This is a genomic window from Mycobacterium sp. AMU20-3851 (genome assembly GCF_043974665.1).
Taxonomy (GTDB): domain Bacteria; phylum Actinomycetota; class Actinomycetes; order Mycobacteriales; family Mycobacteriaceae; genus Mycobacterium.
The window spans coordinates 1,966,142-1,987,109 of the sequence record NZ_CP146371.1 but is presented as its reverse complement, the minus strand read 5'-3'; the positions used below and the strand labels follow the sequence as shown (position 1 = coordinate 1,987,109).

General features: G+C 68.7%; 23 protein-coding genes and 1 tRNA gene. 10 read left to right on the top strand and 14 right to left on the bottom strand.

Annotated features, from left to right (window positions below):
* The first annotated feature begins 64 nt into the window (after positions 1-64).
* Positions 65-508, top strand: coding sequence for a MarR family winged helix-turn-helix transcriptional regulator (locus V4U86_RS09570; RefSeq protein WP_395311009.1), 444 nt, complete (start codon positions 65-67; stop codon positions 506-508).
* A 23-nt stretch (positions 509-531) separates the two neighbouring features.
* A complete protein-coding gene (locus tag V4U86_RS09565; RefSeq protein WP_395311008.1) occupies positions 532-1,737 on the top strand; it encodes an MFS transporter in 1,206 nt (401 codons plus the stop codon).
* 87 nt (positions 1,738-1,824) lie between these two features.
* Here the strand turns inward: V4U86_RS09565 and V4U86_RS09560 are convergent, their stop codons facing one another.
* The gene (locus tag V4U86_RS09560; RefSeq protein ID WP_395311007.1) at positions 1,825-2,556 is read right to left on the bottom strand and encodes a VIT1/CCC1 transporter family protein; all 732 of its coding nucleotides are present in this window, start codon (positions 2,554-2,556) and stop codon (positions 1,825-1,827) included.
* Between the two features lie 80 nt (positions 2,557-2,636).
* On the opposite strand from V4U86_RS09560, the gene V4U86_RS09555 reads away from it, so the two are divergent.
* Positions 2,637-4,640: an acyl-CoA dehydrogenase gene (locus V4U86_RS09555; RefSeq protein WP_395311006.1), complete on the top strand. Its 2,004-nt coding sequence runs from the start codon at positions 2,637-2,639 to the stop codon at positions 4,638-4,640.
* Positions 4,641-4,644: 4 nt separating this feature from the next.
* Here V4U86_RS09555 and V4U86_RS09550 read toward each other — a convergent pair whose 3' ends face one another.
* On the bottom strand, positions 4,645-5,130 hold the full coding sequence (locus V4U86_RS09550) for an LppP/LprE family lipoprotein (protein ID WP_395311005.1): 486 nt from the start codon (positions 5,128-5,130) through the stop codon (positions 4,645-4,647).
* 90 nt (positions 5,131-5,220) lie between these two features.
* Here V4U86_RS09550 and V4U86_RS09545 point away from each other — a divergent pair, with 90 nt between their 5' ends.
* On the top strand, positions 5,221-5,898 hold the full coding sequence (locus tag V4U86_RS09545; protein ID WP_395311004.1) for a cutinase family protein: 678 nt from the start codon (positions 5,221-5,223) through the stop codon (positions 5,896-5,898).
* A gap of 46 nt (positions 5,899-5,944) precedes the next feature.
* Here V4U86_RS09545 and V4U86_RS09540 read toward each other — a convergent pair.
* Positions 5,945-6,017 (bottom strand) — tRNA-Asn (locus V4U86_RS09540).
* 142 nt (positions 6,018-6,159) lie between these two features.
* Between V4U86_RS09540 and V4U86_RS09535 the strand changes: the two genes are divergently transcribed.
* The gene (locus tag V4U86_RS09535; RefSeq protein WP_395311003.1) at positions 6,160-6,435 is read left to right on the top strand and encodes a hypothetical protein; all 276 of its coding nucleotides are present in this window, start codon (positions 6,160-6,162) and stop codon (positions 6,433-6,435) included.
* A gap of 2 nt (positions 6,436-6,437) precedes the next feature.
* Here V4U86_RS09535 and V4U86_RS09530 read toward each other — a convergent pair whose 3' ends face one another.
* Genes V4U86_RS09530 through V4U86_RS09520 form a run of 3 tightly spaced genes read right to left on the bottom strand, consistent with a single transcriptional unit; the run spans position 6,438 to position 10,040 of the window.
* Entirely contained in the window at positions 6,438-6,725 is a 288-nt protein-coding gene (locus tag V4U86_RS09530) for a DUF7155 family protein (RefSeq protein WP_395311002.1), read from the bottom strand.
* 55 nt (positions 6,726-6,780) lie between these two features.
* A complete protein-coding gene (gene dnaG, locus V4U86_RS09525; RefSeq protein WP_395311976.1) occupies positions 6,781-8,718 on the bottom strand; it encodes a DNA primase in 1,938 nt (645 codons plus the stop codon).
* Between the two features lie 29 nt (positions 8,719-8,747).
* The gene (locus V4U86_RS09520; RefSeq protein WP_395311001.1) at positions 8,748-10,040 is read right to left on the bottom strand and encodes a deoxyguanosinetriphosphate triphosphohydrolase; all 1,293 of its coding nucleotides are present in this window, start codon (positions 10,038-10,040) and stop codon (positions 8,748-8,750) included.
* A gap of 81 nt (positions 10,041-10,121) precedes the next feature.
* On the opposite strand from V4U86_RS09520, the gene V4U86_RS09515 reads away from it, so the two are divergent.
* Positions 10,122-12,116, top strand: a complete 1,995-nt coding sequence (locus tag V4U86_RS09515) for a TPM domain-containing protein (protein WP_395311000.1) — start codon at positions 10,122-10,124, stop codon at positions 12,114-12,116.
* A gap of 86 nt (positions 12,117-12,202) precedes the next feature.
* Here V4U86_RS09515 and V4U86_RS09510 read toward each other — a convergent pair whose 3' ends face one another.
* From V4U86_RS09510 to V4U86_RS09495, 4 genes are all read right to left on the bottom strand, one after another.
* Positions 12,203-12,697 (bottom strand): SRPBCC family protein, encoded by a 495-nt coding sequence (locus tag V4U86_RS09510; protein ID WP_395310999.1) that lies wholly within the window; start codon positions 12,695-12,697, stop codon positions 12,203-12,205.
* 4 nt (positions 12,698-12,701) lie between these two features.
* On the bottom strand, positions 12,702-13,019 hold the full coding sequence (locus V4U86_RS09505; protein WP_395310998.1) for an ArsR/SmtB family transcription factor: 318 nt from the start codon (positions 13,017-13,019) through the stop codon (positions 12,702-12,704).
* A 116-nt stretch (positions 13,020-13,135) separates the two neighbouring features.
* On the bottom strand, positions 13,136-14,023 hold the full coding sequence (locus V4U86_RS09500) for an endonuclease domain-containing protein (protein ID WP_395310997.1): 888 nt from the start codon (positions 14,021-14,023) through the stop codon (positions 13,136-13,138).
* A 159-nt stretch (positions 14,024-14,182) separates the two neighbouring features.
* A complete protein-coding gene (locus tag V4U86_RS09495) occupies positions 14,183-15,601 on the bottom strand; it encodes a glycine--tRNA ligase (protein ID WP_395310996.1) in 1,419 nt (472 codons plus the stop codon).
* A gap of 65 nt (positions 15,602-15,666) precedes the next feature.
* On the opposite strand from V4U86_RS09495, the gene V4U86_RS09490 reads away from it, so the two are divergent.
* Together V4U86_RS09490 and V4U86_RS09485 are read left to right on the top strand one after the other, a co-directional pair.
* Positions 15,667-16,020 (top strand): ArsR/SmtB family transcription factor, encoded by a 354-nt coding sequence (locus V4U86_RS09490; protein ID WP_395310995.1) that lies wholly within the window; start codon positions 15,667-15,669, stop codon positions 16,018-16,020.
* Entirely contained in the window at positions 16,017-16,409 is a 393-nt protein-coding gene (locus V4U86_RS09485; protein WP_395310994.1) for a Fur family transcriptional regulator, read from the top strand. Before V4U86_RS09490 ends, V4U86_RS09485 begins: the two co-directional genes overlap by 4 nt.
* Here the strand turns inward: V4U86_RS09485 and V4U86_RS09480 are convergent.
* The 4 genes from V4U86_RS09480 to recO are packed head-to-tail and all read right to left on the bottom strand — an operon-like array spanning position 16,402 to position 18,874.
* Positions 16,402-16,794, bottom strand: a complete 393-nt coding sequence (locus tag V4U86_RS09480) for an NUDIX hydrolase (RefSeq protein WP_395310993.1) — start codon at positions 16,792-16,794, stop codon at positions 16,402-16,404. The genes V4U86_RS09485 and V4U86_RS09480 overlap by 8 nt on opposite strands.
* Positions 16,791-17,177: a hypothetical protein gene (locus V4U86_RS09475; protein ID WP_395310992.1), complete on the bottom strand. Its 387-nt coding sequence runs from the start codon at positions 17,175-17,177 to the stop codon at positions 16,791-16,793. Before V4U86_RS09475 ends, V4U86_RS09480 begins: the two co-directional genes overlap by 4 nt.
* A gap of 22 nt (positions 17,178-17,199) precedes the next feature.
* Positions 17,200-18,084, bottom strand: coding sequence for a decaprenyl diphosphate synthase (locus V4U86_RS09470; protein ID WP_395310991.1), 885 nt, complete (start codon positions 18,082-18,084; stop codon positions 17,200-17,202).
* The gene (recO, locus tag V4U86_RS09465; RefSeq protein ID WP_395310990.1) at positions 18,032-18,874 is read right to left on the bottom strand and encodes a DNA repair protein RecO; all 843 of its coding nucleotides are present in this window, start codon (positions 18,872-18,874) and stop codon (positions 18,032-18,034) included. Before recO ends, V4U86_RS09470 begins: the two co-directional genes overlap by 53 nt.
* 66 nt (positions 18,875-18,940) lie before the next feature.
* On the opposite strand from recO, the gene V4U86_RS09460 reads away from it, so the two are divergent.
* Together V4U86_RS09460 and V4U86_RS09455 are read left to right on the top strand one after the other, a co-directional pair.
* Positions 18,941-20,398: an amidase gene (locus V4U86_RS09460; protein ID WP_395310989.1), complete on the top strand. Its 1,458-nt coding sequence runs from the start codon at positions 18,941-18,943 to the stop codon at positions 20,396-20,398.
* Between the two features lie 11 nt (positions 20,399-20,409).
* Positions 20,410-20,958: a CAP domain-containing protein gene (locus V4U86_RS09455; protein ID WP_395310988.1), complete on the top strand. Its 549-nt coding sequence runs from the start codon at positions 20,410-20,412 to the stop codon at positions 20,956-20,958.
* Positions 20,959-20,968 lie beyond the last annotated feature (10 nt).

The window sequence follows — 20,968 nt, the reverse complement described above, 5'->3', positions numbered from 1 at the left end:
ACTGTGACGGTTCCCACGTCCGGGCATTTGCATATACATAGAGATTCTATGTAACTTGGATCGGGTGAATGGTCCGGACAACACGGCAGCCCTCGGAGCCGACCTGCTGGCCGTGGTCGCGCGGATCAACCGGTTGGCCACCCAACGCATCGAGTTGCCGCTGCCGGTCGCGCAGGCCCGACTGCTGGCGATCATCGAGGACCGGGGTCGCACCCGGATCTCGGAACTGGCCGCCATCGATCACTGCTCGCAGCCGACCATGACCACCCAGGTACGCCGCCTCGAGGACGCCGGCCTGGTATCGCGCACCGAGGACCCCGGGGATGCCCGGGCCGTGCTCATCGACATCACCGACACCGGCCGCCAGACCCTGGCCCGGGTGCGCGCCGATCGCAGTGCCGCGATCAATCCCTATCTGGAACACCTCGGCGCCGCCGAGCGCAGCGCGCTCGTCGACGCGATCCGGGTGCTGCGTGGGCTGCTCGACGACGCCCAGCAGGACCGCTAACGAAGAGTCAGGAGCCCCACGCCATGTGGCGTCAACCGAAAGCCGTTTGGGCCGTTGCCTTTGCCTCCGTCGTCGCCTTCATGGGCATCGGCCTGGTGGACCCGATCCTCAAACCCATCGCCGAGAATCTGGACGCCTCCCCGTCGCAGGTGTCGCTGTTGTTCACCAGCTATATGGCGGTGATGGGCGTGACCATGCTGATCACCGGGGTGGTCTCCAGCCGGATCGGGCCGAAGAACACGCTGCTGCTCGGCCTGGTGATCATCATCGCCGGAGCCGGACTGGCCGGCATGTCCGAGACGGTGATGGAGATCGTCGGCTGGCGGGCATTGTGGGGCCTGGGCAACGCGCTGTTCATCGCGACCGCCCTGGCGACCATCGTGAACTCCGCGAAAGGTTCGGTGGCTCAGGCGATCATCCTGTACGAGGCCGCACTGGGTCTGGGTATCGCCGTCGGCCCGTTGGTCGGTGGTGCGCTCGGCTCGATCTCGTGGCGCGGGCCGTTCTTCGGGGTGTCGGCGTTGATGGTCGTGGCGCTGTTGGTCACCGTCTTCCTGCTGCCGAGCACGCCGCGCCCGCAGCGCGCCACCAGCCTGCTCGACCCGTTCCGCGCGCTGCGTCACCGCGGGCTGCTGGCCGTATCGGTCACCGCGCTGCTCTACAACTTCGGCTTCTTCACCCTGCTCGCCTTCACCCCGTTCCCGCTGGACATGAGCGCCCACCAGATCGGTCTGATCTTCTTCGGCTGGGGCGTGGCGCTGGCGTTCACCTCGGTGGTGGTCGCCCCTCGTCTGCAACACCGGTTCGGCACGGTGCCGACACTGCTCGTCAATCTGGTGGTGATGTCGGCGACGCTGGCCGTGATGGCGATCGGCGCGGACAGCAAGGCCGTGCTGGCCACCTCGGTGGTGGTGGCCGGTCTGTGGTGCGGCATCAGCAACACGCTGATCACCGAGACGGTCATGAAGGTCTCCCACGCAGAGCGCGCGGTGGCGTCGGCCGCCTACAGCTTCCTGCGCTTCGGCGGCGCCGCGGTGGCACCGTGGTTGGCCGGGGTGCTGGGCGAGCAGATCAGCGTGCACATGCCGTTCTGGGTGGGTGCGGCCGCGGTGCTGGCCGGCGCCGCACTGCTGTTCGCCACCCGCGGGCACATGAGCGGTGTGGACGCACCCGAGTCGCGGGTCGAGGAGCTGACCGACGAGGCCACCGCGGTCACCGTCGGGAACTGAGCGGCCCCTCCCGGATATGGGCCGGGCCCAAGGGAATTCAACAGTCCCGGGCATTGTGGTCCGCCCAAGATCTGGCGGCCCCGAAGCTCAGGTGACGGTCACGCCGATCAACGATCCCACCCCGTAGGTCGCCGCGATCGCCACGAAGCCGAAGGCCAACTGGCGCAATCCGCCGAGCAGCCGCGAGCGCCGGGTGAAGCCGGCGGCCACCGCACCGGCGATCAGCAGACCGACTCCGCCGCAGGCCAACCCGGCCCACAACGATTCGTAACCCAGCAGGTACGGGATCAGCGGGATGATCGCCCCGATCGCGAACATCACGAACGACGATCCGGCCGCCACCCAGGGAGACGGCTTCTCCCGCGGATCGACCCCGAGTTCCTGCACCAGATGGAAGTTCACCGCCCGGTTCTCGTCCCGGTGGATCTCGCTGGTCGCCGCGGACGCCGTCTGCGGGGTCATCCCCATCTCGACGAGCATCGCCTCCAACTCGGCGCGCTCGGCCGTCGGGTCCGTGCGGAACGAGCGGCGCTCCACCTTGACCTCGGAGTCGATCTGCTCGTTGGCGGTGGTCACCGAGGTGTACTCCCCCAATGCCATCGAGAACGCTCCGGCCAGCAGCCCCGCGACACCGGCCAGCACCACCGCCTGCGCGCTGGCCCCGGCCGCCACACCGGCGATCAGGGCGGTATTGCTGACCAGCCCGTCCATCGCGCCGAAGGTTGCCGCACGCAGCCACCCTCCCGTGACATTGGCATGACGGTGATCGATGACATGGGGCAGGCCGGTGGGTGACACCGGTTCGGGCCGCTGGGTCATGGGTCGATTGAACCCCGGTCACCGCCCACCGTTCTAGTCAGGTTTACCTACATCGGCGGCGGGGCACGTTACCGTCCACTATGACCATTTCTGCCGAGACCACCAACGCTGATACCACCACAGCTGAACATCTCCGCAATGCGCTCGACGGTCGCTGGCGCGACGTGAAGAACAAGGTCCGGGCCGAACTGTCCGGTGAGGTCTTCCGTCCGCACTACACGCCCAACACCGTCATCGCCCGAACCAAGGTCGGCGAACAGCTCAAGATCATGGCCGCGCGCGGTGCGGCCGAGGACGGGTTCAAGAAGGAGCACGGCGGCAACGGTGACGTCGGTGCCGCCGTCACCCAGATCGAGATGCTCGCCATGAGCGATCTGTCGTTGATGGTCAAGGCCGGTGTGCAGTGGGGCCTGTTCGGCGGGGCCATCGAGAACCTGGGTACCGAACGCCATCACAAGGCCTACGTGCGCAAGATCATCAACCTGGAACTGCTGGGCTGCTTCGCCATGACCGAAACCGGCCACGGCAGCGACGTGCAGTCACTGGAGACCACCGCCACCTACGACCCGGCGACCCAGGAATTCGTCATCGACTCCCCCACCCCGTCCGCCCGCAAGGACTACATCGGCGGTGCCGCCGAAACCGCCCGCGTCGCAGCGGTGTTCGCGCAGCTGATCACCCCGGATGGGGAAGGCCACGGGGTGCACTGCTTCGTGGTCCCGATCCGCGACGACGAGGGCAACGATCTGCCCGGCGTCACCACCTCGGACTGTCACTACAAGGGCGGGTTGCCCGGGGTGGACAACGGGCGCATCCAGTTCGACCAGGTCCGCGTCCCGCGGGAGAACCTGCTCAACAAGTACGCCGACGTGGCCGAGGACGGCACCTACTCCTCGCCGATCGAGAACGTCGGCCGGCGGTTCTTCACCATGCTCGGCACGCTGATCCGCGGCCGGGTCACCGTCGGTGGCAGCGCCGCGGCAGCGGCCCGGGTGGCCCTGGACATCGCGACCCGGTATGCGCTGGAGCGCAGGCAGTTCGAGGCGCCGGGTGATGACAACGAAGTGCTGATCATGGACTACCTGGTGCATCAGCGCCGGTTGTTCCCGTTGATCGCCAAGTCCTACGCGCTGCAGTTCGCGCAGAACGAACTGGTGGCCAAATGCCATGAGCTGCAGACCTCGGACAGTCCCGACCCCGAGGAGCAGCGCGAGCTGGAGTCCCGGGCGGCCGGCCTGAAGGCTGCCAACACCTGGCACGCCACCAAGGCCATCCAGGAGGCCCGCGAAGCCTGCGGCGGTGCCGGCTACCTCGCCGAAAACCGGCTGATCGCGCTGAAGGCGGACACCGACGTGTTCACCACCTTCGAAGGCGACAACCACGTGCTGACCCAGCTGGTGGCCAAGGAACTGCTGACCGCCTACGCCGACGACATCAAGGGCATGAGCCCGGTCGAATGGGTGCGGTTCGCGGCGAACTTCGCCGGCGAGCGGGTACTCAAGCGGACCGCCGCGCAGACGATCATGCAGACCATCCTGGACACCCGGCAGGACAACGAGGAGGAAGGCTCACTGTTCAACCGGGGCACCCAGGTACAGATGTTCGAGGACCGCGAGGAGTACATGCTGGCCTCGGTCGCCCGGCGACTGCAGAACAAAGCCAAGGAGATGTCGGCGTTCGACGCCTTCAACCACGTTCAGGACCATGTACTGCATACTGCGCGGGCGCATATCGACCGGGTGATTCTGGAAGCGTTCGTGGCCGGCATCGACGCCTGCCCCGACGAAGAGGCCCGCGAGATCCTCGCCACGGTGTGCGACCTGTACGCGCTGTCGGTGATCGAAGAGGACAAGGCCTGGTTCATCGAACACCGGTTCATCTCGACCGAGCGCGCCAAGGCCGTCACCCGCGGCATCAACGATCTGTGCCGACGGCTGCGTCCGCACGCCGAACTGCTCGTCGACGGGTTCGGCATTCCCGAGCAACTGCGCTACGCGGAGATGCTGCACCCCGAGCACATCCCGGACGCCGACGAGCACCAGGAGAAGGACGCCCTCGCGTCCGGCACCATCGAGCCGAAGTAGCTCCTCAGGGGGTAGGCGTCGGTATCGGGTCCAGCGACTCGAGCCGGCCGTCCTCACCGATCTGGAAGCGCACCTGCCCGATCCCGGTCGGGCAGCACGGCTTGTCCTCGCCCTGACGCCATTGGTAGGACACCGTCGCGATGTTCTCGCCCAGCGGCACCACGGTGGTGTACGGGCGCGGCCGCGGCGTTGGCGGCCCCAGCGGGTTGTTGCGGCCGAAGAACAGCACCTGCACGGCCGCGTCCGGGGCGTCATCGCCGGTGCCGATCACCACCCAGTGCAGCCGGCAGTCACCGGTGTGCCCGCGCGACACCTCGGTCCACCGCTCGCCGACCTGCTGGATGGCGGTCTTGACGGTCTCGGCCGTCGGGGTGTCCTCGGCCGGGCAGTCCGAGCTGGACTGCGGCGCCGAGTTCGGCGGGCTCCAGCCACAGGAGGCCAGCAGGACGGTGAGTGCCGCAAGGGCCGGAGCAATCCGCTTGAGCCGCATGGCTGCGAGCTTACGGAGGGCGAACCGGCTCCCCGGGGTGGACTCGTCGCTCCGGCGTGCACAGCGAATGTCGCAGGTAGCATCGACCGCATGGGATTTCGCCGTTTTCGCCGGTTGACCATCGGCCTGGGCGCCGCCGGCGCACTGACCGCTTCGACGCTGGCAACCGGCGCCGCCCCAGTTGCCTCCGCGCAGCCGTGCCCCGACGCCGAGGTGATCTTCGCCCGCGGCACCGACGAGGCCCCCGGCGTCGGCATGACCGGCCAGGCATTTGTCGACGCCCTGCGCGGTCACCTACCGGGCAAGAACATCGGTGTGTACGCGGTGAACTACCCGGCCACCGGGGATTTCGGCAACCCGGCCGTCTTCCCGTCGACCATGTTCGCCGGCGCCGCCGATGCCGGCGGCCGGGTTCGGTACATGGCGGCGAACTGCCCGAACACCAAACTGCTGCTCGGCGGGTTCTCTCAGGGCGCCGCGGTGGCCGCCTACGTGACCACCTCCGACATCCCCGCCGAGGTGCACGACCACGTGGCCGGGGTGGTGCTGTTCGGTAAGCCGACCGCCGCGCTGCTGAACGGGTTCGGTGCTCCGGCCGCCAACATCTCCCCCCTCTACAACGGGAAGTCGCTGGATCTGTGCGCCCCCGGGGACAGCATCTGCGACGGCTCGCCCGGTTCGCTGCTGGCCTCGCTGGCGCATGCCCTGTATCCGCTCAACGGCCTGGTCGGTTCGGCAGCGGCCTCGGCCGCGGGCCGGCTGGCCTGACCCGGAAAGCAAAGAAGGCCAGCGCTTTCGCGCTGGCCTTGTGTTGCTCCCCCGGATGGACTCGAACCATCAACCGTCCGATTAACAGTCGGAAGCTCTGCCAATTGAGCTACAGGGGAATGAACCGGAACAGACTCTAGCGCATGGACTACGCCACGCTCGAATCGCCTGGTAGAAGGCCTGGAGAGCCACCGATCGGCGCGCATCGGCAGCGATGAGGCAGGATGGAGATCGTCCTGCTGTCGTCGTGAGGGGAGCCCAGTGTTCCGGTTGGTCTTCGTACTTGGAGTCGGCTACGTGCTGGGCGCGAAAGCGGGCCGGCACCGCTACGAGCAGATCTCCGCGACCTATCGCGCGCTCACCGAGAACCCGGCCACCAAGGCCGTGATCGACGCCGGGCGCCGCAAGGTGGCCGACCGGGTGTCACCCGATCCGGCGATGGTGCGATTGACGGCGATCGACGCCGAGACATCGGTGCTGCAGCCCGAACAGCCCGACGTGCAGACCCCGGAGCAACAGAACCCGAAGACGCGCTAGCGTCAGCCCAGCGGGATGTTCGTGTTCCAGCTGTTGCCGGGGAAGATCGGCGAGGTGCAGAACCCGCCGTTGCAGAATCCGGCACCCGGGGTGCCGACGGCGACGCCGTTCCCGTTGGAGTAGGACAGGCAGTTGCCGTCATCCTTGTTGCCGAACCAGGCCAGGCAGGCCGGGCCGGCCTGCACCGATTCGGCGGGCGTGGCCGAGAGCGCCAGCACCGGCGCCGCGACGGCCGCTGCGAAGGCACCGACCACGATGAACCTGCGCTTCTGACCGCTCAGAGATGCCACGGGAGTGCCTTTCTAGACAGTGACTTGCGTTCCCACCATAACGGTTGTGTCGCGGTCATGCAGACAAGTCGTCACCACTGGCCTGTTCCAGCAGGCTGCGGCGATACGTCTCCATGGCCACCAGGTCGCCGAACAGGGCGTGATACTCGTCGCTGTTGTCCACCGGGGACATCCGCTGCAGCTTCGACTTGACCTCGGCGATCTGCCGGCCGACGGCCACCTCCTGCAGTCTGGCGATCACCCCGGAGATGTAGCGGGCCAGTTTCTCGTCGTCCTCGATGCGGATGGCGTCCACCCCGAGTTCGTTGACCAGGTTGGCCGCATCCGGTGAGCCGGCCTGCTCGCGGACGGTCTCGATCCACTGCGCGCCGGACAGTCCCGCGGACATCCCGCCGGCGGCGGCGATCGCGGTGCGTACCGCGGCGTAGCCGGGGTGGGTGAAGTTCTCCACTGCCAGGCTGTCGAACACCGGCCCGGCCAGTCCCGGATACTGCAGTGCCGCCTTGAGCGCCTCACGCTGCGGGCGCAGGATCGGATCGCGCGGATCCGGCCGGGCCACCGCGGGTTGCGGCCGCGGCGCGGTCTCGGTGTGCTGCCGCCGGTTCGCGGTGGACGAGCCCCGGCCGGTCTTGCCGCCCTTGCGCCCGGCCTCCTCCCGGACCCGGCCGAGCACCTGACCGACGTCCTGCCAGCCCACCCAGCCGGCGAGCTGGCGGGCGTACTCGTCACGCAGCGTCGGGTCCTTGATCCGGGCCACCATCGGCACGCAGCGGCGCAGGGCGGCCACCCGGCCCTCCGCGCTGTCCAGGTTGTGGTCGGTCAGCGCGGTGCGGATGGCGAACTCGAACAGCGGTGCGCGGCGGGCCACCAGGTCGCGCAGCGCACCGTCCCCGGAGCGCAGCCGCAGATCGCAGGGGTCCATCCCGTCCGCGGCCACCGCCACGTATGACTGCCCGGCCAGGTTCTGCTCGCCCTCGAAGGCCTTGACCGCGGCCGCCCGGCCCGCGGCGTCACCGTCGAAGACGTAGATGAGCTCACCGCGAAAGAAGTTGTCGTCCATCATGAGTCGGCGCAGCATCGACAGATGCTCGTCACCGAACGCGGTGCCGCACGCGGCCACCGCGGTGGTCACCCCGGCCTGGTGCATGGCCATCACATCGGTGTAGCCCTCCACCACCACAGCCTGATGCGCCTTGGCGATGTCACGCTTGGCCAGATCCAGCCCGAACAGCACGTTGGACTTCTTGTAGAGCACCGTTTCCGGGGTGTTGACGTACTTGGCTTCCATGTGGTCGTCGTCGAAGAGCCGGCGCGCCCCGAACCCGATGGTCTCCCCCGACGACACCCGGATCGGCCACAGCAGCCGGCGGTGGAACCGGTCCATCGGGCCGCGTTTGCCCTCCCGGCTCAGCCCGGCGGCCTCCAGTTCCTTGAACTCGAAGCCCTTGCGCAGCAGGTGTTTTGTCAGGGTGTCCCAACCCGACGGCGCGTAACCGCAGCCGTACCTCGCGGCCGCCTCCCCGTCGAAGTTGCGGTCGAGCAGATACTGCCGTGCCGGCGCGGCTTCCTCGGAGCGCAGCGCCTCGGCGTAGAACTCCTGCGCAGCGGCGTTGGCGGCGATCAGCCGGCTGCGGCTGCCCCGGTCGCGCTGCACGTTGGTGGCCGCGCCGCCGGTGTAGGTGACGGTGTAACCGACCTTGTCGGCCAGCAGTTCGACCGCCTCCACGAAAGTGACGTGCTCGATCTTCTGCAGGAAGGCGTAGACGTCGCCACCCTCACCGCATCCGAAGCAATGGAAGTGCCCGTGGTTGGGCCGCACATGGAAGGACGGTGACTTCTCGTCGTGGAACGGGCACAAGCCCTTGAGCGAGTCCACTCCGGCGCGCCGCAGCTGGACGTAATCGCCGACCACGTCTTCGATGCGGACGCGTTCCCGGATGGCGGCGATGTCGCGATCCGGGATGCGGCCGCGGCCACCCTTTGTCGCTTCCATTCCGGCCATCAGGGCAGTCTATCGGCCCGTCACAGCGGCCTCGGCGAACGCACTTCGTGTACGCGTTCCAGCCGTGACTCGGTGTAGGAGGCGATCTGGTCGATGACCACCCGCAGCCGGGTGCCGTCGTCGTCGGCCTCGGCGAACTCGAGCGCGAACTGCGGATCCAGACCGCTGGGGGCCTGCGCCCACAGCGCGAGCGCGACCTCCCGGATCAGGGTGCGCTGGTCGGCCTGAACCTGCAGGTGACGGTGGTCGGACATGATGAACTGCAGCGCCAGCATCTTGAGCACCGCGACCTCGGCGCGCACCAGCGGCGGCACCTCGAGGTTCGCCTTGAAGCGCCGCAGCGGGCCGGGGCCGGCGACCGCGCGGGTCTCGGAGATGGCCGCGTTGGCGAAGCGCCCGACGAACTCGCTGGTCAAGTTCTTCAGGGCGACCGACGCCGTCAGCGTGCCGTCGTACTTGCCGACGGCCTGCACGACCGGCATCCGGGACAACCGCAGTGCGGCCTCCAACAGCTCGTCGTGGCTGATCGCCGGGAACGCCCTGGCGCCGAGTCCGGCCAGCGCGTCGGCTGCGTCGTTGTCACCCAGCACCCGTAGGTCGATGCGCCCGGAGATGACACCGTCCTCGACGTCGTGCACCGAGTACGCGACATCGTCGGCCCAATCCATCACCTGGGCCTCCAGGCTGGGCCGCCCGGCCGGTGCCCCCTCGCGCAGCCAGCCGGCCGCGATCGCGTCCTCGGTGTAGAAGCCGAACTTCTTCGGGTTCTCCGCACGGGTCCACGGATACTTGGTGACCGCGTCCAGCGCCGCCCGGGTCAGGTTCAGCCCTGCCGACCGCCCTTCGGCGTCAAGCACTTTGGGCTCCAGTCGGGTCAGGATCCGCAGGTTCTGGGCGTTGCCCTCGAATCCGCCGAAGGCGTCGGCGATCTCATTGAGGGCCCGTTCCCCGTTGTGCCCGTAGGGCGGATGCCCGATGTCGTGAGCCAGGCCGGCCAGGTCGACCAGGTCCGGATCGCAACCGAGTCCGACGGCCATCCCACGGCCGATCTGGGCGACCTCCAGTGAGTGGGTGAGCCGGGTGCGCGGGGTGTCGCCGTGCCGCGGGCCGACCACCTGGGTCTTGTCGGCGAGCCGGCGCAGCGCCGCGCAGTGCAGTACCCGGGCCCGGTCCCGGGCGAACGCGGTGCGGTGCTCGGTAGCCGTCCTGGTCGGCTTGTATTCACCCAGCCCAGCACCCTTCGGCGACTCCGGTACCAGCCGCTGCCGGTCGAAGTCGTCGTAGGAGTCGTATACGTCGCGTTCTGTTGCCACCGCCGCACAGTCTGCCAGCAGCGGCGCAGCCGTTATGACATGACCGCATCACGCGGGCAGCGTGTTCATTAGATTGGCGGCATGCGTATCGCCCGACTGCTCAGTGTGGTGCTCGCGGTTCTGACCGCCGGCCTGCTGGTTGCGCCGACCTCGGCGGCCCAGCCGCCGTTCCGGCTGCCCGGTTATGTGGTGGATCAGGCCGGTGCGCTGACTGCACCGCAGGCCGACCGGGTGAACCAGGCGGTCAATACCCTCTACAACGACCGCCGGGTCCGGTTGTGGGTGGTGTACGTGGATTCCTTCTCCGGGCAGGCCGCCACGGACTGGGCCTGGGCCACCAGGCGAACCAGCGATCTCGGCAGTGAGGACGCGCTGCTGGCGGTGGCCACCGGCGACCGGGCGTATGCACTGCTGGCGCCGACGGCCGGCAACGTGGATGTGGACGCGCTGCGCCGCGACAAGGTCGAGCCCGCGTTGCGCGAGGGCCGGTGGGCCGATGCGGCGATCGCCGCGGCCGATGGCCTCAACTCGTCGGGATCCGCTGACGGCGAACTGAACTGGGCGGGGGTCCTGGCCATACTCGGCGTCATCCTGCTGGGGGTGGCCGCGCTGCTGCTGTGGTCGCGCCGGCGCAAGCGCAAGCGCCGGGAGGCCGACTTCGCCGCCGCGCAGCGGGTCGACCCCTCCGATCCGAACGCGCTGGCTTCGGTCCCACTGGATGCCCTCGACGAACTGTCCCGCTCCATCGTGGTCGAGGTCGACAACGCGGTGCGCACCAGTGAGAACGAATTGGTGCTGGCCGTCGAGGAATTCGGCGAGCAGGACACCGCGCCGTTCCGCACCGCGGTCACCGCCGCCAAGACGACGCTGACCCAGGCCTTCAATGTCCGCCAGATCCTCGACGACGCGGTGCCCGAGACCCCGCAGCAGCGCCGCGATCTGCTGACCCGGGTGATCGTCGCCGCGGCCAAGGCCGACCGCGAACTCGACGCCCAGCGCGAGGCGTTCGCCAAGCTGCGCGATCTGGTCATCAACGCGCCCACCCGACTCGACGCGCTGACCCAGCAGATGGTCGACCTGACCGCGCGGGTGGCGCCGGCCGAGCAGACGCTGGCCGGTCTGCACCAGCAGTTCGCCGCGACCGCACTGCATTCGGTGGCCGACAATGTGGAGACCGCCAAGCACCGGCTGGCGTTCGCCGACCAGAACATCACCCACGCCCGCTCCCTGGTGGCCCGTCCGGCCGGCAGCCAGGCCGGGCTGGTCGATTCGATCCGCGCGGCCGAGGCCGCGCTGGGACAGGCCCGGACCATGCTGGACGGGGTGGACAGTGCCGCAACCGATATCAACCGTGCGATCGCGACGTTGCCGGATGCGATCACCGACATCCAGAACGGGATCAGGGCCGCCGACGCGCAATTGGGCCAGGGCGGGATCGCCGAGGCCGACGCGTTGACCGCTGCCCGGGATGCCGCGACCCGCGCGATGCAGGAAGCCCAGACCAACGGCGGCACCGATCCGTTGGGCGCCTTCACCGCCCTCACCCAGGCCGACGCCGACCTGGACCGGCTGCTGGCCGACGTCGCGGAGGAACGCGAGGCCGCCGAACGGTTGCGTCGCGCCTACGAGCAGGCCCTGTTCACCGCGCAGTCCCGGGTGCGGGGCGTCTCGGATTTCATCGACACCCGCCGCGGCAGCATCGGCCCGGAGGCGCGCACCCGGCTCGCCGAGGCGGTCCGTCAGCTGCAGGCCGCCCAGGACAAGCAGGGCACCAACTTGTCAGAGGCCATCGCGCACGCCAACGGTGCTGCGATGCTCGCCGGGCAGGCGCAGCAGATCGCCAACAGCGATGTAGCGAGAACCCAGCAGCAGTACAACAACTACGGCGGCTTCGGCGGCGGTGGCGGCTCGAACACCGGAGCGATGCTGGGCGGCATCATCATCGGCAACATCCTGTCCGGGGCGCTGCGCGGCGGCATGGGCGGTGGCGGCGGCTGGAGTTCCACGACCTTCGGCGGCTCCGGCGGCGGCGGTTTCAGCGGCGGTGGGATAGGCGGCGGCGGCGGGCGGTTCTAGCCCTACTCCCGCGAGCGTGCGTGTCTGCGGGCAACACGCCGCGCGTCATCCCGAGATATCGCACGCTCGCGGAGGTTTCGGCGGACTCAGCGACCGGCCAGATGCTCGGCGAGCTTCCCGAGGTGGGCCTTGTAGCCCATCTTCATACCGAACGCCGCCATCTTGGCCTTGTCGCCGATGTTGGTGATGGTGACGTCCAGGGTGAGCGTGGTGCGGCCGTCCTGCTCGGCCAGCGTGATGTCGTTGGTGTGCTGGATGGTCGAGGTCGACTCCTCGCCCGCAGTCCAGGACCGGGCGTCATAGGTCATCCGTGAGGTCGGGTCCACCCGGGTGAAGGTGCCCGACATGGGCCAGCGGGTGCCGGCGTACTTGCCCATCGCCTCGCCGGCCTCCATCACCACATAGATCTCCCCCTCGACCCGAGCATCGATGCGGCACTCCGGCACGGTGGTGTTCTTCGGCCCCCACCACTGCTTGAGCCGGTCGGCCTGGGTCCAGGCGTCCCAGACCGCCGTGGCCGGCGCATCGTAGGTCCGCTCCAAGGTGAACTGCTTCTTCTTCTTCAGCAGCTGCAGGATCATCGTTTCACTCCCCGTTCGTTGTCGATTTCAGGTATTCGCCGAGGTTGTCGAGCCGGTCCTCCCACAACCGCTCGAAGGATTCGGCCCACCGGCCGATGTCCTCAAACGGCGCGGCCTCGAGCTGATAGATGCGCTGACGCGCCTGGGCATGGCTGCTGACGATCCCCGAATCACCAAGCACCCGAAGGTGTTTGGACACCTGCGGTTGCCGGATTCCGAGCGCCTCGGCGATGGCACCCACCGACAGCGGCCCTGCCCTGAGCAGATCCACGATCCGCAGGCGGCTCGGCTCCCCCAGTGCCACGAACACCGCCGCCTGCATGCCAGCCACCATAAGTCGACGGACGTATTCCCGTCAAGGAATATGTTCCCACCCGTCCCCGCGAGCGTGCGTGTCTGCGCGCAACACGCCGCCCTCTCACCCGAGACGGCGCACGCTCACGCCGCGCAGGAGCGCGTGAGTTCGAATTCGATCCGGCGCACCAGATCCTGCTGCCGGCGCCGGACGTCGTCGGACACGATCGACAGCACGGTCCAGCCCATCTCCTGCAGCGCCGCTCGCTTCTGCCGGTCCCGGGTGAAGCTGTCCGGGTCGCTGTGCCAGTCGAACCCGTCATACTCGACAGCCAGCCGCGAATCCGGCCAGGCAAAGTCCACCCGCCACAACCGGCCGGAGCGATCAATGATCTCGTACTGCAACTCCGGAGTCGGCAGCCCGCCGTCGCGCATCACCAGCCGGGCCTCACTCTCCATCGGCGACTCGGCGCGCGCGTCAGCATGCGGAACCAGTTCGCGCACATGCACGATCCCGCGCCTGCCGCGCTGATCCGACACCGCGTCGAGCAACCCGGCACGGTCGCAGGTTCCGCTGCGCAGGGCGGCGTCCAGGGTGGCCAGCACACGCGGACGACGCAGCGCGCGGGCCACCTCGACCGCCGTCCACGCCGCAGCGGCGACCGGCCGGCCGCCGACGACCGCCAGCGGGACACCTTCGCGGCGGTGGATGATCAGCCCGTCCGAGGCCCGCAACTGATGGCCCACCGGGTTGAGCACATGCAGGTCGACGTCGCCCTCGGTGTCGAAACCGTAGGCCGCTGCCGCCGTGGCCAGACACATCGCCACCGGTTCGTTCGCCCGAAGATCCAAGCCGCGCAGCCGGATACCGTCGTCGGGCTCGGCACCCGAATACACGCCGGGCCAGACCTTGAGCAGCTCGCCGGTACGGATCCTGGTGTCAAGACGGCTGCGACTCAACACATTCAGCAGCTGAGCGGTGGTCGCCACGCCACCCTGACGGTCGAGCAGTTCGGCAACGCCATCGGTCATGGTGCCGATCGTCGGTCAGCGCAACGCCGAGCACGAGGCCCGACGGCACATCTGTGGATCGATCGGCGGCTGTGGACACGCAGACTCCCGTCGAGCGTGCGTGAACTCGCATCGGCAGCGGCGTGTCGGCCAACGGACACGCACGCTCGCGGGAAGTGACTAGCAGCCCTTGAGCCGGACCGCCAGGTAGTCGGACACCTCCGAGATGGCCACCCGCTCCTGGGTCATGGCGTCGCGCTCGCGGATCGTGACGGCGTGGTCTTCCAGCGAGTCGAAGTCCAGGGTGACGCAGAACGGCGTGCCGATCTCGTCCTGGCGCCGGTAGCGCCGCCCGATCGCGCCGGCGTCGTCGAACTCGACGTTCCAGCTCTGGCGCAGCTCGGCGGCCAGGTCCTTCGCCTTGGGCGACAGGTCGGCGTGCCGGGACAGCGGCAACACGGCCGCCTTGACCGGAGCCAGCCGCGGATCCAGCTTGAGCACGGTGCGCTTGTCCACCCCGCCCTTGGCATTGGGCGCCTCGTCCTCGGTGTAGGCGTCCACCAGGAACGCCATCAGCGAACGGGTCAGCCCGGCTGCCGGCTCGATCACGTACGGCACGTAGCGGGTGTCGTTGGCCTGGTCGTAGAACGACAGGTCCGCACCCGAATGCTTTGCGTGCGTGGACAGGTCGAAGTTGGTGCGGTTGGCGATGCCCTCCAGCTCACCCCACGGGTTGCCGGCGAAACCGAACTTGTACTCGATGTCGACGGTGCCGTCAGAGTAGTGCGACAGCTTCTCCTTGGGGTGGTCGTAGAGCCGCAGGTTGTCCCGGTCGATGCCGAGGTCGACGTACCACTGCAGCCGGGTCTCGATCCAGTACTTGTGCCACTCCGGGGCGGTCGAGGGCTCGACGAAGAACTCCATCTCCATCTGCTCGAACTCGCGCGTGCGGAAGATGAAGTTGCCCGGGGTGATCTCGTTGCGGAAGCTCTTACCGATCTGGCCGATGCCGAACGGCGGCTTCTTCCGCGCGGTGGTGACCACGTTGGCGAAGTTGACGAAGATGCCCTGCGCGGTCTCCGGGCGCAGGTAATGCAGCCCGTCCTCCGACTCGATCGGACCCAGGTAGGTCTTGAGCATCATGTTGAAGTCACGGGGCTCGGTCCACTGCCCCTTGGTGCCGCAGTCCGGGCAGACGATCTCGTCCATCGACACCGAATCCGGGTCGTCGAGACCCTTCTTCGCCGCGTACGCCTCCTGCATGTGGTCCTGGCGGTGACGCTTGTGGCAGTTCAGGCATTCGACGAGCGGATCGTTGAAGACGTCGACGTGGCCGGAGGCCACCCACACCTGGCGCGGCAGGATGATCGCGCTGTCCAGGCCGACGACGTCGTCGCGGGAGGTGACGACGGACCGCCACCACTGCTTCTTGATGTTCTCCTTGAGCTCCACCCCGAGTGGGCCGTAGTCCCAGGCGGACTTCGTACCGCCGTAGATCTCGCCCGATTGGAAGACGAGGCCACGGCGTTTCGCCAGGTTTGCAACGGTGTCGATGATGGATGCCACGGGTGAACAGCGTAGCGATGAGACGGCCGCCACCCCACCGCGGGACCTGCCCGGCAAGAGATTGACATGCGCGGGCGTGCATGTAATCTGACTCCATAATGAAAACCATTTCCAGTACTGGTCACGAGCACGAGCATGCCGGCGAGCCGTTCCCCGAGCTGCCGTCCCGGGAACTGCTGGACACCACCGGGGACCTGCTGCGTGCGCTGGCCGCGCCGCTGCGCATCGCCATCGTGCTGCAGCTTCGCGAGTCGCAACGCTGTGTGCACGAGCTCGTCGACGCCCTCGACGTTCCCCAACCGCTGGTCAGCCAGCATCTGCGGATCCTCAAATCGGCCGGCGTGGTCGCCGGTGAGCGCAGCGGTCGCGAGGTGATGTACCGCCTCGTCGACGATCACCTGGCCGAGATCGTGGTGGCGGCGGTCACCCACGCCGCGGAGGACGTCTCATGACCACGCCGGTGCGATCCACCAAGCAGCGCGCGGCCATCTCGGCGCTGCTGGAGGGCATCGCCGACTTCCGTTCGGCGCAGGAACTGCACGACGAACTGCGCAAACGCGGCGAGGGCATCGGCCTGACCACCGTCTACCGCACGCTGCAGTCGATGGCCGCCGCCGGCCAGGTCGACACCCTGCGCACCGACACCGGCGAATCGGTGTACCGGCTGTGCTCGCAGCATCACCACCATCACCTGGTGTGCCGGATCTGCGGCAACACCGTGGAGGTCGACGGCGGGGCCGCCGAGGCGTGGGCCGACGAGACCGCCGCCGCGCACGGGTTCAGCGACGTCAGCCACACCTTCGAGATTTTCGGGGTGTGCGGGGGATGCAGCGTCAACTGACGCGCGCGTACTCCAGCACCACGCCCAGCGTCAGCGGCGCGAGTTCGATGTCGCCGGGGTCATGCGGATCCACCCAGGCCATCTCGACGATCTCCGCCCCCAGCCGCGGCGGGCCGTCGAGCTGCACGGCGAACAGGTCGGCGGCCACCCGGTGTCCGGGTTCGTTGGCCGCCGCCGCATCGTGATGCCCGAGCGCCTCGACGTTCGTGATCCCGGCGCCGAGTTCCTCACGGACCTCGCGGCGCAACGCATCCAGCGGGCTCTCCCCCGCCTCGAACTTCCCGCCCGGCTGCATGAACGCCGTGGTACCACGCTTGCGGACCACCAACACGTGGTTGCAATCATCGAGGACGACGGCCGCCACGATGCGGATGACCGGAGTCACGAGGTCAGCGTGCGCCGCACGTCGGCGCCGGTGGCCAGCACCATCATGATCAGCGTGCCCAGCGCCTCGTCGGACAGGCCGGATCCGGGAAAGTTGTAGCGCAGCAGCACATCCGCGGTGTCGTTTGCTTTCTCGACGAGTGACACGGTACCCAGCAGGGTGCCGCGGGTGTGTCCGGCGACCGTCTCGCGCAGTGCATCGTCGAGTGGCAGATCCCAGGCCAGGATCTGGTTCAGCGACACCAGATCCAGCCCCTCGGCCACGTTGACCACCCGCAGGGAGGCGAAGGTGCCGTCATAGTGCACCGTGACCGCGCCGTCGTCCTCGCGGGTGACCGGCAACAACGCCTCGGCGACCGCGACCAAACGCTCCTGGAGGGACATCAGGCCCGCCCCCTCAAGCACATCATTCGGCTCTGCCGAAGCGGCGGTTGCGGTTGACGTACTCCTCGCAGGCAGCCCACAGGTCGCGGCGGTCGTAGTCGGGCCAGAGTTTGTCCTGGAAGACGTACTCGGCGTAGGCCGCCTGCCAGATCAGGAAGTTACTGGCCCGCTGTTCACCCGAGGTCCGGATGAACAGGTCCACATCCGGAATGTCCTTGCGGTGCAGGTGTTTGGCGAAGGACGCCTCGCTGATCCGGGACGGGTTGATCTTGCCTTCGGCGGCCTCCTCGGCGAGCGCCTTGGCGGCCTCCACGATCTCGGTGCGCCCGCCGTAGTTCACGCAGTAGTTGACGGTGATGACATCGTTGCCGACCGTCATCTGCTCGGCGATGTCGAACTCCTTGATGACGCTGCTCCACATCCGCGGGCGCGACCCCACCCAGCGCATGTTGACGCCCATGGCGTCCAGGTTCTCCCGGCGCCGGCGCACCACCTCGCGATTGAAGCCCATCAGGAAGCGCACCTCCTCGGTGCTGCGCTTCCAGTTCTCGGTGGAGAACGCGTACACGCTCAGGTGCTTGATGCCCAGTTCGATGGCACCACACGTGATGTCGATCAGGACGGCCTCGCCCATCTTGTGGCCCTCGGTGCGGCCGAGCCCGCGCTGGGTGGCCCACCGGCCGTTGCCGTCCATCACGACCGCGACGTGGTTGGGCACCTGGTCGGCGGGGATCTGCGGGGCCACCGCCTTGGACGGATGCTGCGGAGGACGGGAGAACCTGCCGTTGGTCCGCGGGGGCAATTCGGGGAACACCACCGGCCACGTCGAGACGTCCGGAAAGACCGGGTAGTCCTCAGGCGCCGGGGGCAGTTGCGGGTAGGTGGTCTTGCCCCGTTTGGTAGCCATGGGGCATATCCTGCCGGAAGGCCCCCGACCCCCGTTCAACGGCCGCACTATCGACCCGGTATGCGCGCTCGACCAGCGGTAATGTCCGCAGTTGGCGTTCCAGATGCCACTGCAGGTGCGCGGCCACCAGCCCACTGGCCTGGCTGCGGTGCGCGGAGGTGGACGTCTCGGCGAACTCCCAGTCCCCGTCGTGCAGGGCGGCCATCAGCGCCAGCACTCCCTGCGGCGGCGTCACCGACCCGGACGGTCGGCAATGCACGCACACGCTGCCGCCGGCGGCGACGTGGAAGGCCCGGTGCGGGCCGGGGGCGGCGCAGCGGGCACATTCGGTGAGCGCCGGCGCCCAGCCCGCGATCCCCATCGCGCGCAGCAGATAGGAGTCCAGCACCAGTTCGCGCGGACGCCGGCCGGCGGCCACCGCGCGCAGTGCCGCCACCGTGAGGCTGTGCAGTTCGGGCACCGGGGCGCGCTCCTCGCCGGCGACCCGCTCGGCGGTCTCCAGCACCGCGCAGGCGCTGGTGTAGCGGCCGTAGTCGCAGACGATGTCCGCGGCGAACGCGTCGATGGACTGCACCTGGGTGACGATGTCCAGATTGCGGCCGGGATGCAGCTGAACGTCGATGTGCGCGAAAGGCTCCAGCCGGGCCCCGAACTTGCTGCGGGTGCGGCGCACCCCCTTGGCCACGGCGCGCACGACACCGTTCTCCCGGGTCAGCAGCGTCACGATCCGGTCGGCCTCGCCGAGCTTGTGCTGGCGCAGCACAACAGCTCGATCCCGGTACAACCGCATCGGTCCAGTGTCGCACCGGTGACCGACATCCGACGATTCGCAACGCCGGATATCCTCGACCACAGAATGGTTCCCACCCCAGAATTTCCCACCCGCATGGCTGCCTCTGCAAAATTTCCCACCCTGACCCAGTTGCAGTACCGGCTCAGAAGTGGCGCCACGACGTCCGATGAACTGGTACGCCGGTCCCTGAAAGCCATCGAGGCCAGCCAGCCCACCCTGAATGCCTTCCGGGTGGTGCTCACCGACCGGGCGCTCGCCGATGCTGCCGAAGCCGACCGCAAACGAGCTGCCGGACAACATCTTCCGCTGTTGGGCATCCCGATCGCGGTCAAGGACGACGTGGACGTGGCCGGGGTACCCACCCGCTTCGGTACCGAGGGGGAACTCCCCGCCGCAACCGCCGACGCCGAGGTCGTGCGGCGGCTGCGGGCCGCCGGCGCGGTGATCGTCGGCAAGACCAACACCTGCGAACTCGGTCAGTGGCCGTTCACCAGCGGACCCGGCTTCGGGCACACCCGCAATCCGTGGTCGCGCGAGCACAGCCCCGGCGGCTCCTCCGGCGGCAGCGCCGCCGCGGTGGCGGCCGGACTGGTGACCGCCGCGATCGGATCCGACGGCGCGGGCAGCGTCCGGATCCCGGCGGCCTGGACCCATCTGGTCGGCATCAAACCCCAGCGCGGCCGCATCTCGACCTGGCCGCTTCCCGAGGCCTTCAACGGCATCACCGTCAACGGTGTGCTGGCCCGCACCGTCACCGATGCGGCCATCGTGCTCGACGCCGCCGCCGGCAACGCCGACGGTGACCTGCACAAGCCGGAACCGGTGCGGGTGTCCGAGCATGTGGGCCGTGCCCCCGGCCCGCTGCGCGTGGCGATGTCCACCGCCTTCCCCTTCAATCTGTTCCGGTCCACGCTGCACCCGGAGATCGCCGCGGCGCTGCGGCGGGTGGCCGGCCAGCTCGAACAGCTCGGGCACACCGTCACCGAGGCCGACCCGGACTACGGCCTGCGGATGTCCTGGAACTTCCTGGCCCGCTCCACCTCGGGGCTGGTGGAGTGGCAGCACCGGCTCGGGCCCGGTGCACGGCTGGACAAGCGCACCGTCAGCAACATCCGGACCGGCTGGCTGCTGTCCCAGCACACCCTGCGCAAGGCTCGGGCCGCCGAGGCGCAGGCCCAGCGCCGGGTCGGCTGGATCTTCAACATCGCCGATGTGGTGCTCGCCCCCACCACGGCGTTGCCCCCGCCCCGGGTCGGCGAATACGACGGCCGGGGGCCGATGGCCACCGACCGGGCGATGATCCGGGCCTGCCCGGCGACCTGGCCGTGGAATCTGCTGGGCTGGCCGTCGATCAACATCCCGGCCGGCTTCACCTCCGAGGGCCTGCCCATCGGGGTGCAGCTGATGGGGCCGGCCGACAGCGAACCCATGCTCATCTCGCTGGCCGCCGCGCTGGAAGCCGTCAACGGCTGGGGGGTCAAGCAGCCGGATCCCTGGTGGGAGTCCGAGGTGCTGACGTAAGGTCACCGGCTATGAACACCGCCCACCGTTGCGCCGCGGCCTTACCGGTCGTCGCCCTGGCCGCCGGGGCGGTGCTGACCGCGCCCACCGCCAACGCCGACAACCGCCGGCTCAACAACAGTGTGGTCGCCAACGTGTACACGATGCAGCACAAGGCCGGCTGCGACACCGACATCAAGGTCAATCCGAAGCTCCGCCTGGCCGCGCAGTGGCACACCAACGACGTGCTGCACAACCGTGCCCTCAACGGGGACATCGGCTCGGACGGCACCACGGTCGCCGACCGCGCCCGCAACGCCGGATACGCCGGGGCGGTCGCGGAGACGGTCGCGATCAACCCGGCGCTGGCGATCAGCGGCATCGAGTTGATCAACCAGTGGTTCCACCGGCCCGACTACCACGCGATCATGTCCGACTGCGCGAACGTGGACATCGGCGTCTGGTCGGAGAGCGTGCTGGACCGCACCGTGGTGGTAGCGGTGTACGGCAAGGGCGACGGCGCGCCGCCCGTCCCGTCCGATATCCGCGATTTCGGCCAGGTTCCCGGCTGGACGCCGTAGGCCTCGCGGG

Bases quoted from the DNA above. Each gene is read 5' to 3' on its own strand.
- V4U86_RS09550 (WP_395311005.1), bottom strand. From the start codon at position 5,130: ATGCGGCTCAAGCGGATTGCTCCGGCCCTTGCGGCACTCACCGTCCTG.
- V4U86_RS09475 (WP_395310992.1), bottom strand. From the start codon at position 17,177: ATGTCCCTCCAGGAGCGTTTGGTCGCGGTCGCCGAGGCGTTGTTGCCG.
- V4U86_RS09565 (WP_395311008.1), top strand. From the start codon at position 532: ATGTGGCGTCAACCGAAAGCCGTTTGGGCCGTTGCCTTTGCCTCCGTC.
- V4U86_RS09490 (WP_395310995.1), top strand. From the start codon at position 15,667: ATGAAAACCATTTCCAGTACTGGTCACGAGCACGAGCATGCCGGCGAG.
- V4U86_RS09515 (WP_395311000.1), top strand. From the start codon at position 10,122: ATGCGTATCGCCCGACTGCTCAGTGTGGTGCTCGCGGTTCTGACCGCC.
- V4U86_RS09555 (WP_395311006.1), top strand. From the start codon at position 2,637: ATGACCATTTCTGCCGAGACCACCAACGCTGATACCACCACAGCTGAA.
- V4U86_RS09500 (WP_395310997.1), bottom strand. From the start codon at position 14,023: ATGACCGATGGCGTTGCCGAACTGCTCGACCGTCAGGGTGGCGTGGCG.
- V4U86_RS09505 (WP_395310998.1), bottom strand. From the start codon at position 13,019: ATGCAGGCGGCGGTGTTCGTGGCACTGGGGGAGCCGAGCCGCCTGCGG.
- V4U86_RS09560 (WP_395311007.1), bottom strand. From the start codon at position 2,556: ATGACCCAGCGGCCCGAACCGGTGTCACCCACCGGCCTGCCCCATGTC.
- dnaG (WP_395311976.1), bottom strand. From the start codon at position 8,718: ATGGAAGCGACAAAGGGTGGCCGCGGCCGCATCCCGGATCGCGACATC.
- recO (WP_395310990.1), bottom strand. From the start codon at position 18,874: ATGCGGTTGTACCGGGATCGAGCTGTTGTGCTGCGCCAGCACAAGCTC.
- V4U86_RS09545 (WP_395311004.1), top strand. From the start codon at position 5,221: ATGGGATTTCGCCGTTTTCGCCGGTTGACCATCGGCCTGGGCGCCGCC.
- V4U86_RS09460 (WP_395310989.1), top strand. From the start codon at position 18,941: ATGGTTCCCACCCCAGAATTTCCCACCCGCATGGCTGCCTCTGCAAAA.
- V4U86_RS09510 (WP_395310999.1), bottom strand. From the start codon at position 12,697: ATGATCCTGCAGCTGCTGAAGAAGAAGAAGCAGTTCACCTTGGAGCGG.
- V4U86_RS09455 (WP_395310988.1), top strand. From the start codon at position 20,410: ATGAACACCGCCCACCGTTGCGCCGCGGCCTTACCGGTCGTCGCCCTG.
- V4U86_RS09485 (WP_395310994.1), top strand. From the start codon at position 16,017: ATGACCACGCCGGTGCGATCCACCAAGCAGCGCGCGGCCATCTCGGCG.
- V4U86_RS09470 (WP_395310991.1), bottom strand. From the start codon at position 18,084: ATGGCTACCAAACGGGGCAAGACCACCTACCCGCAACTGCCCCCGGCG.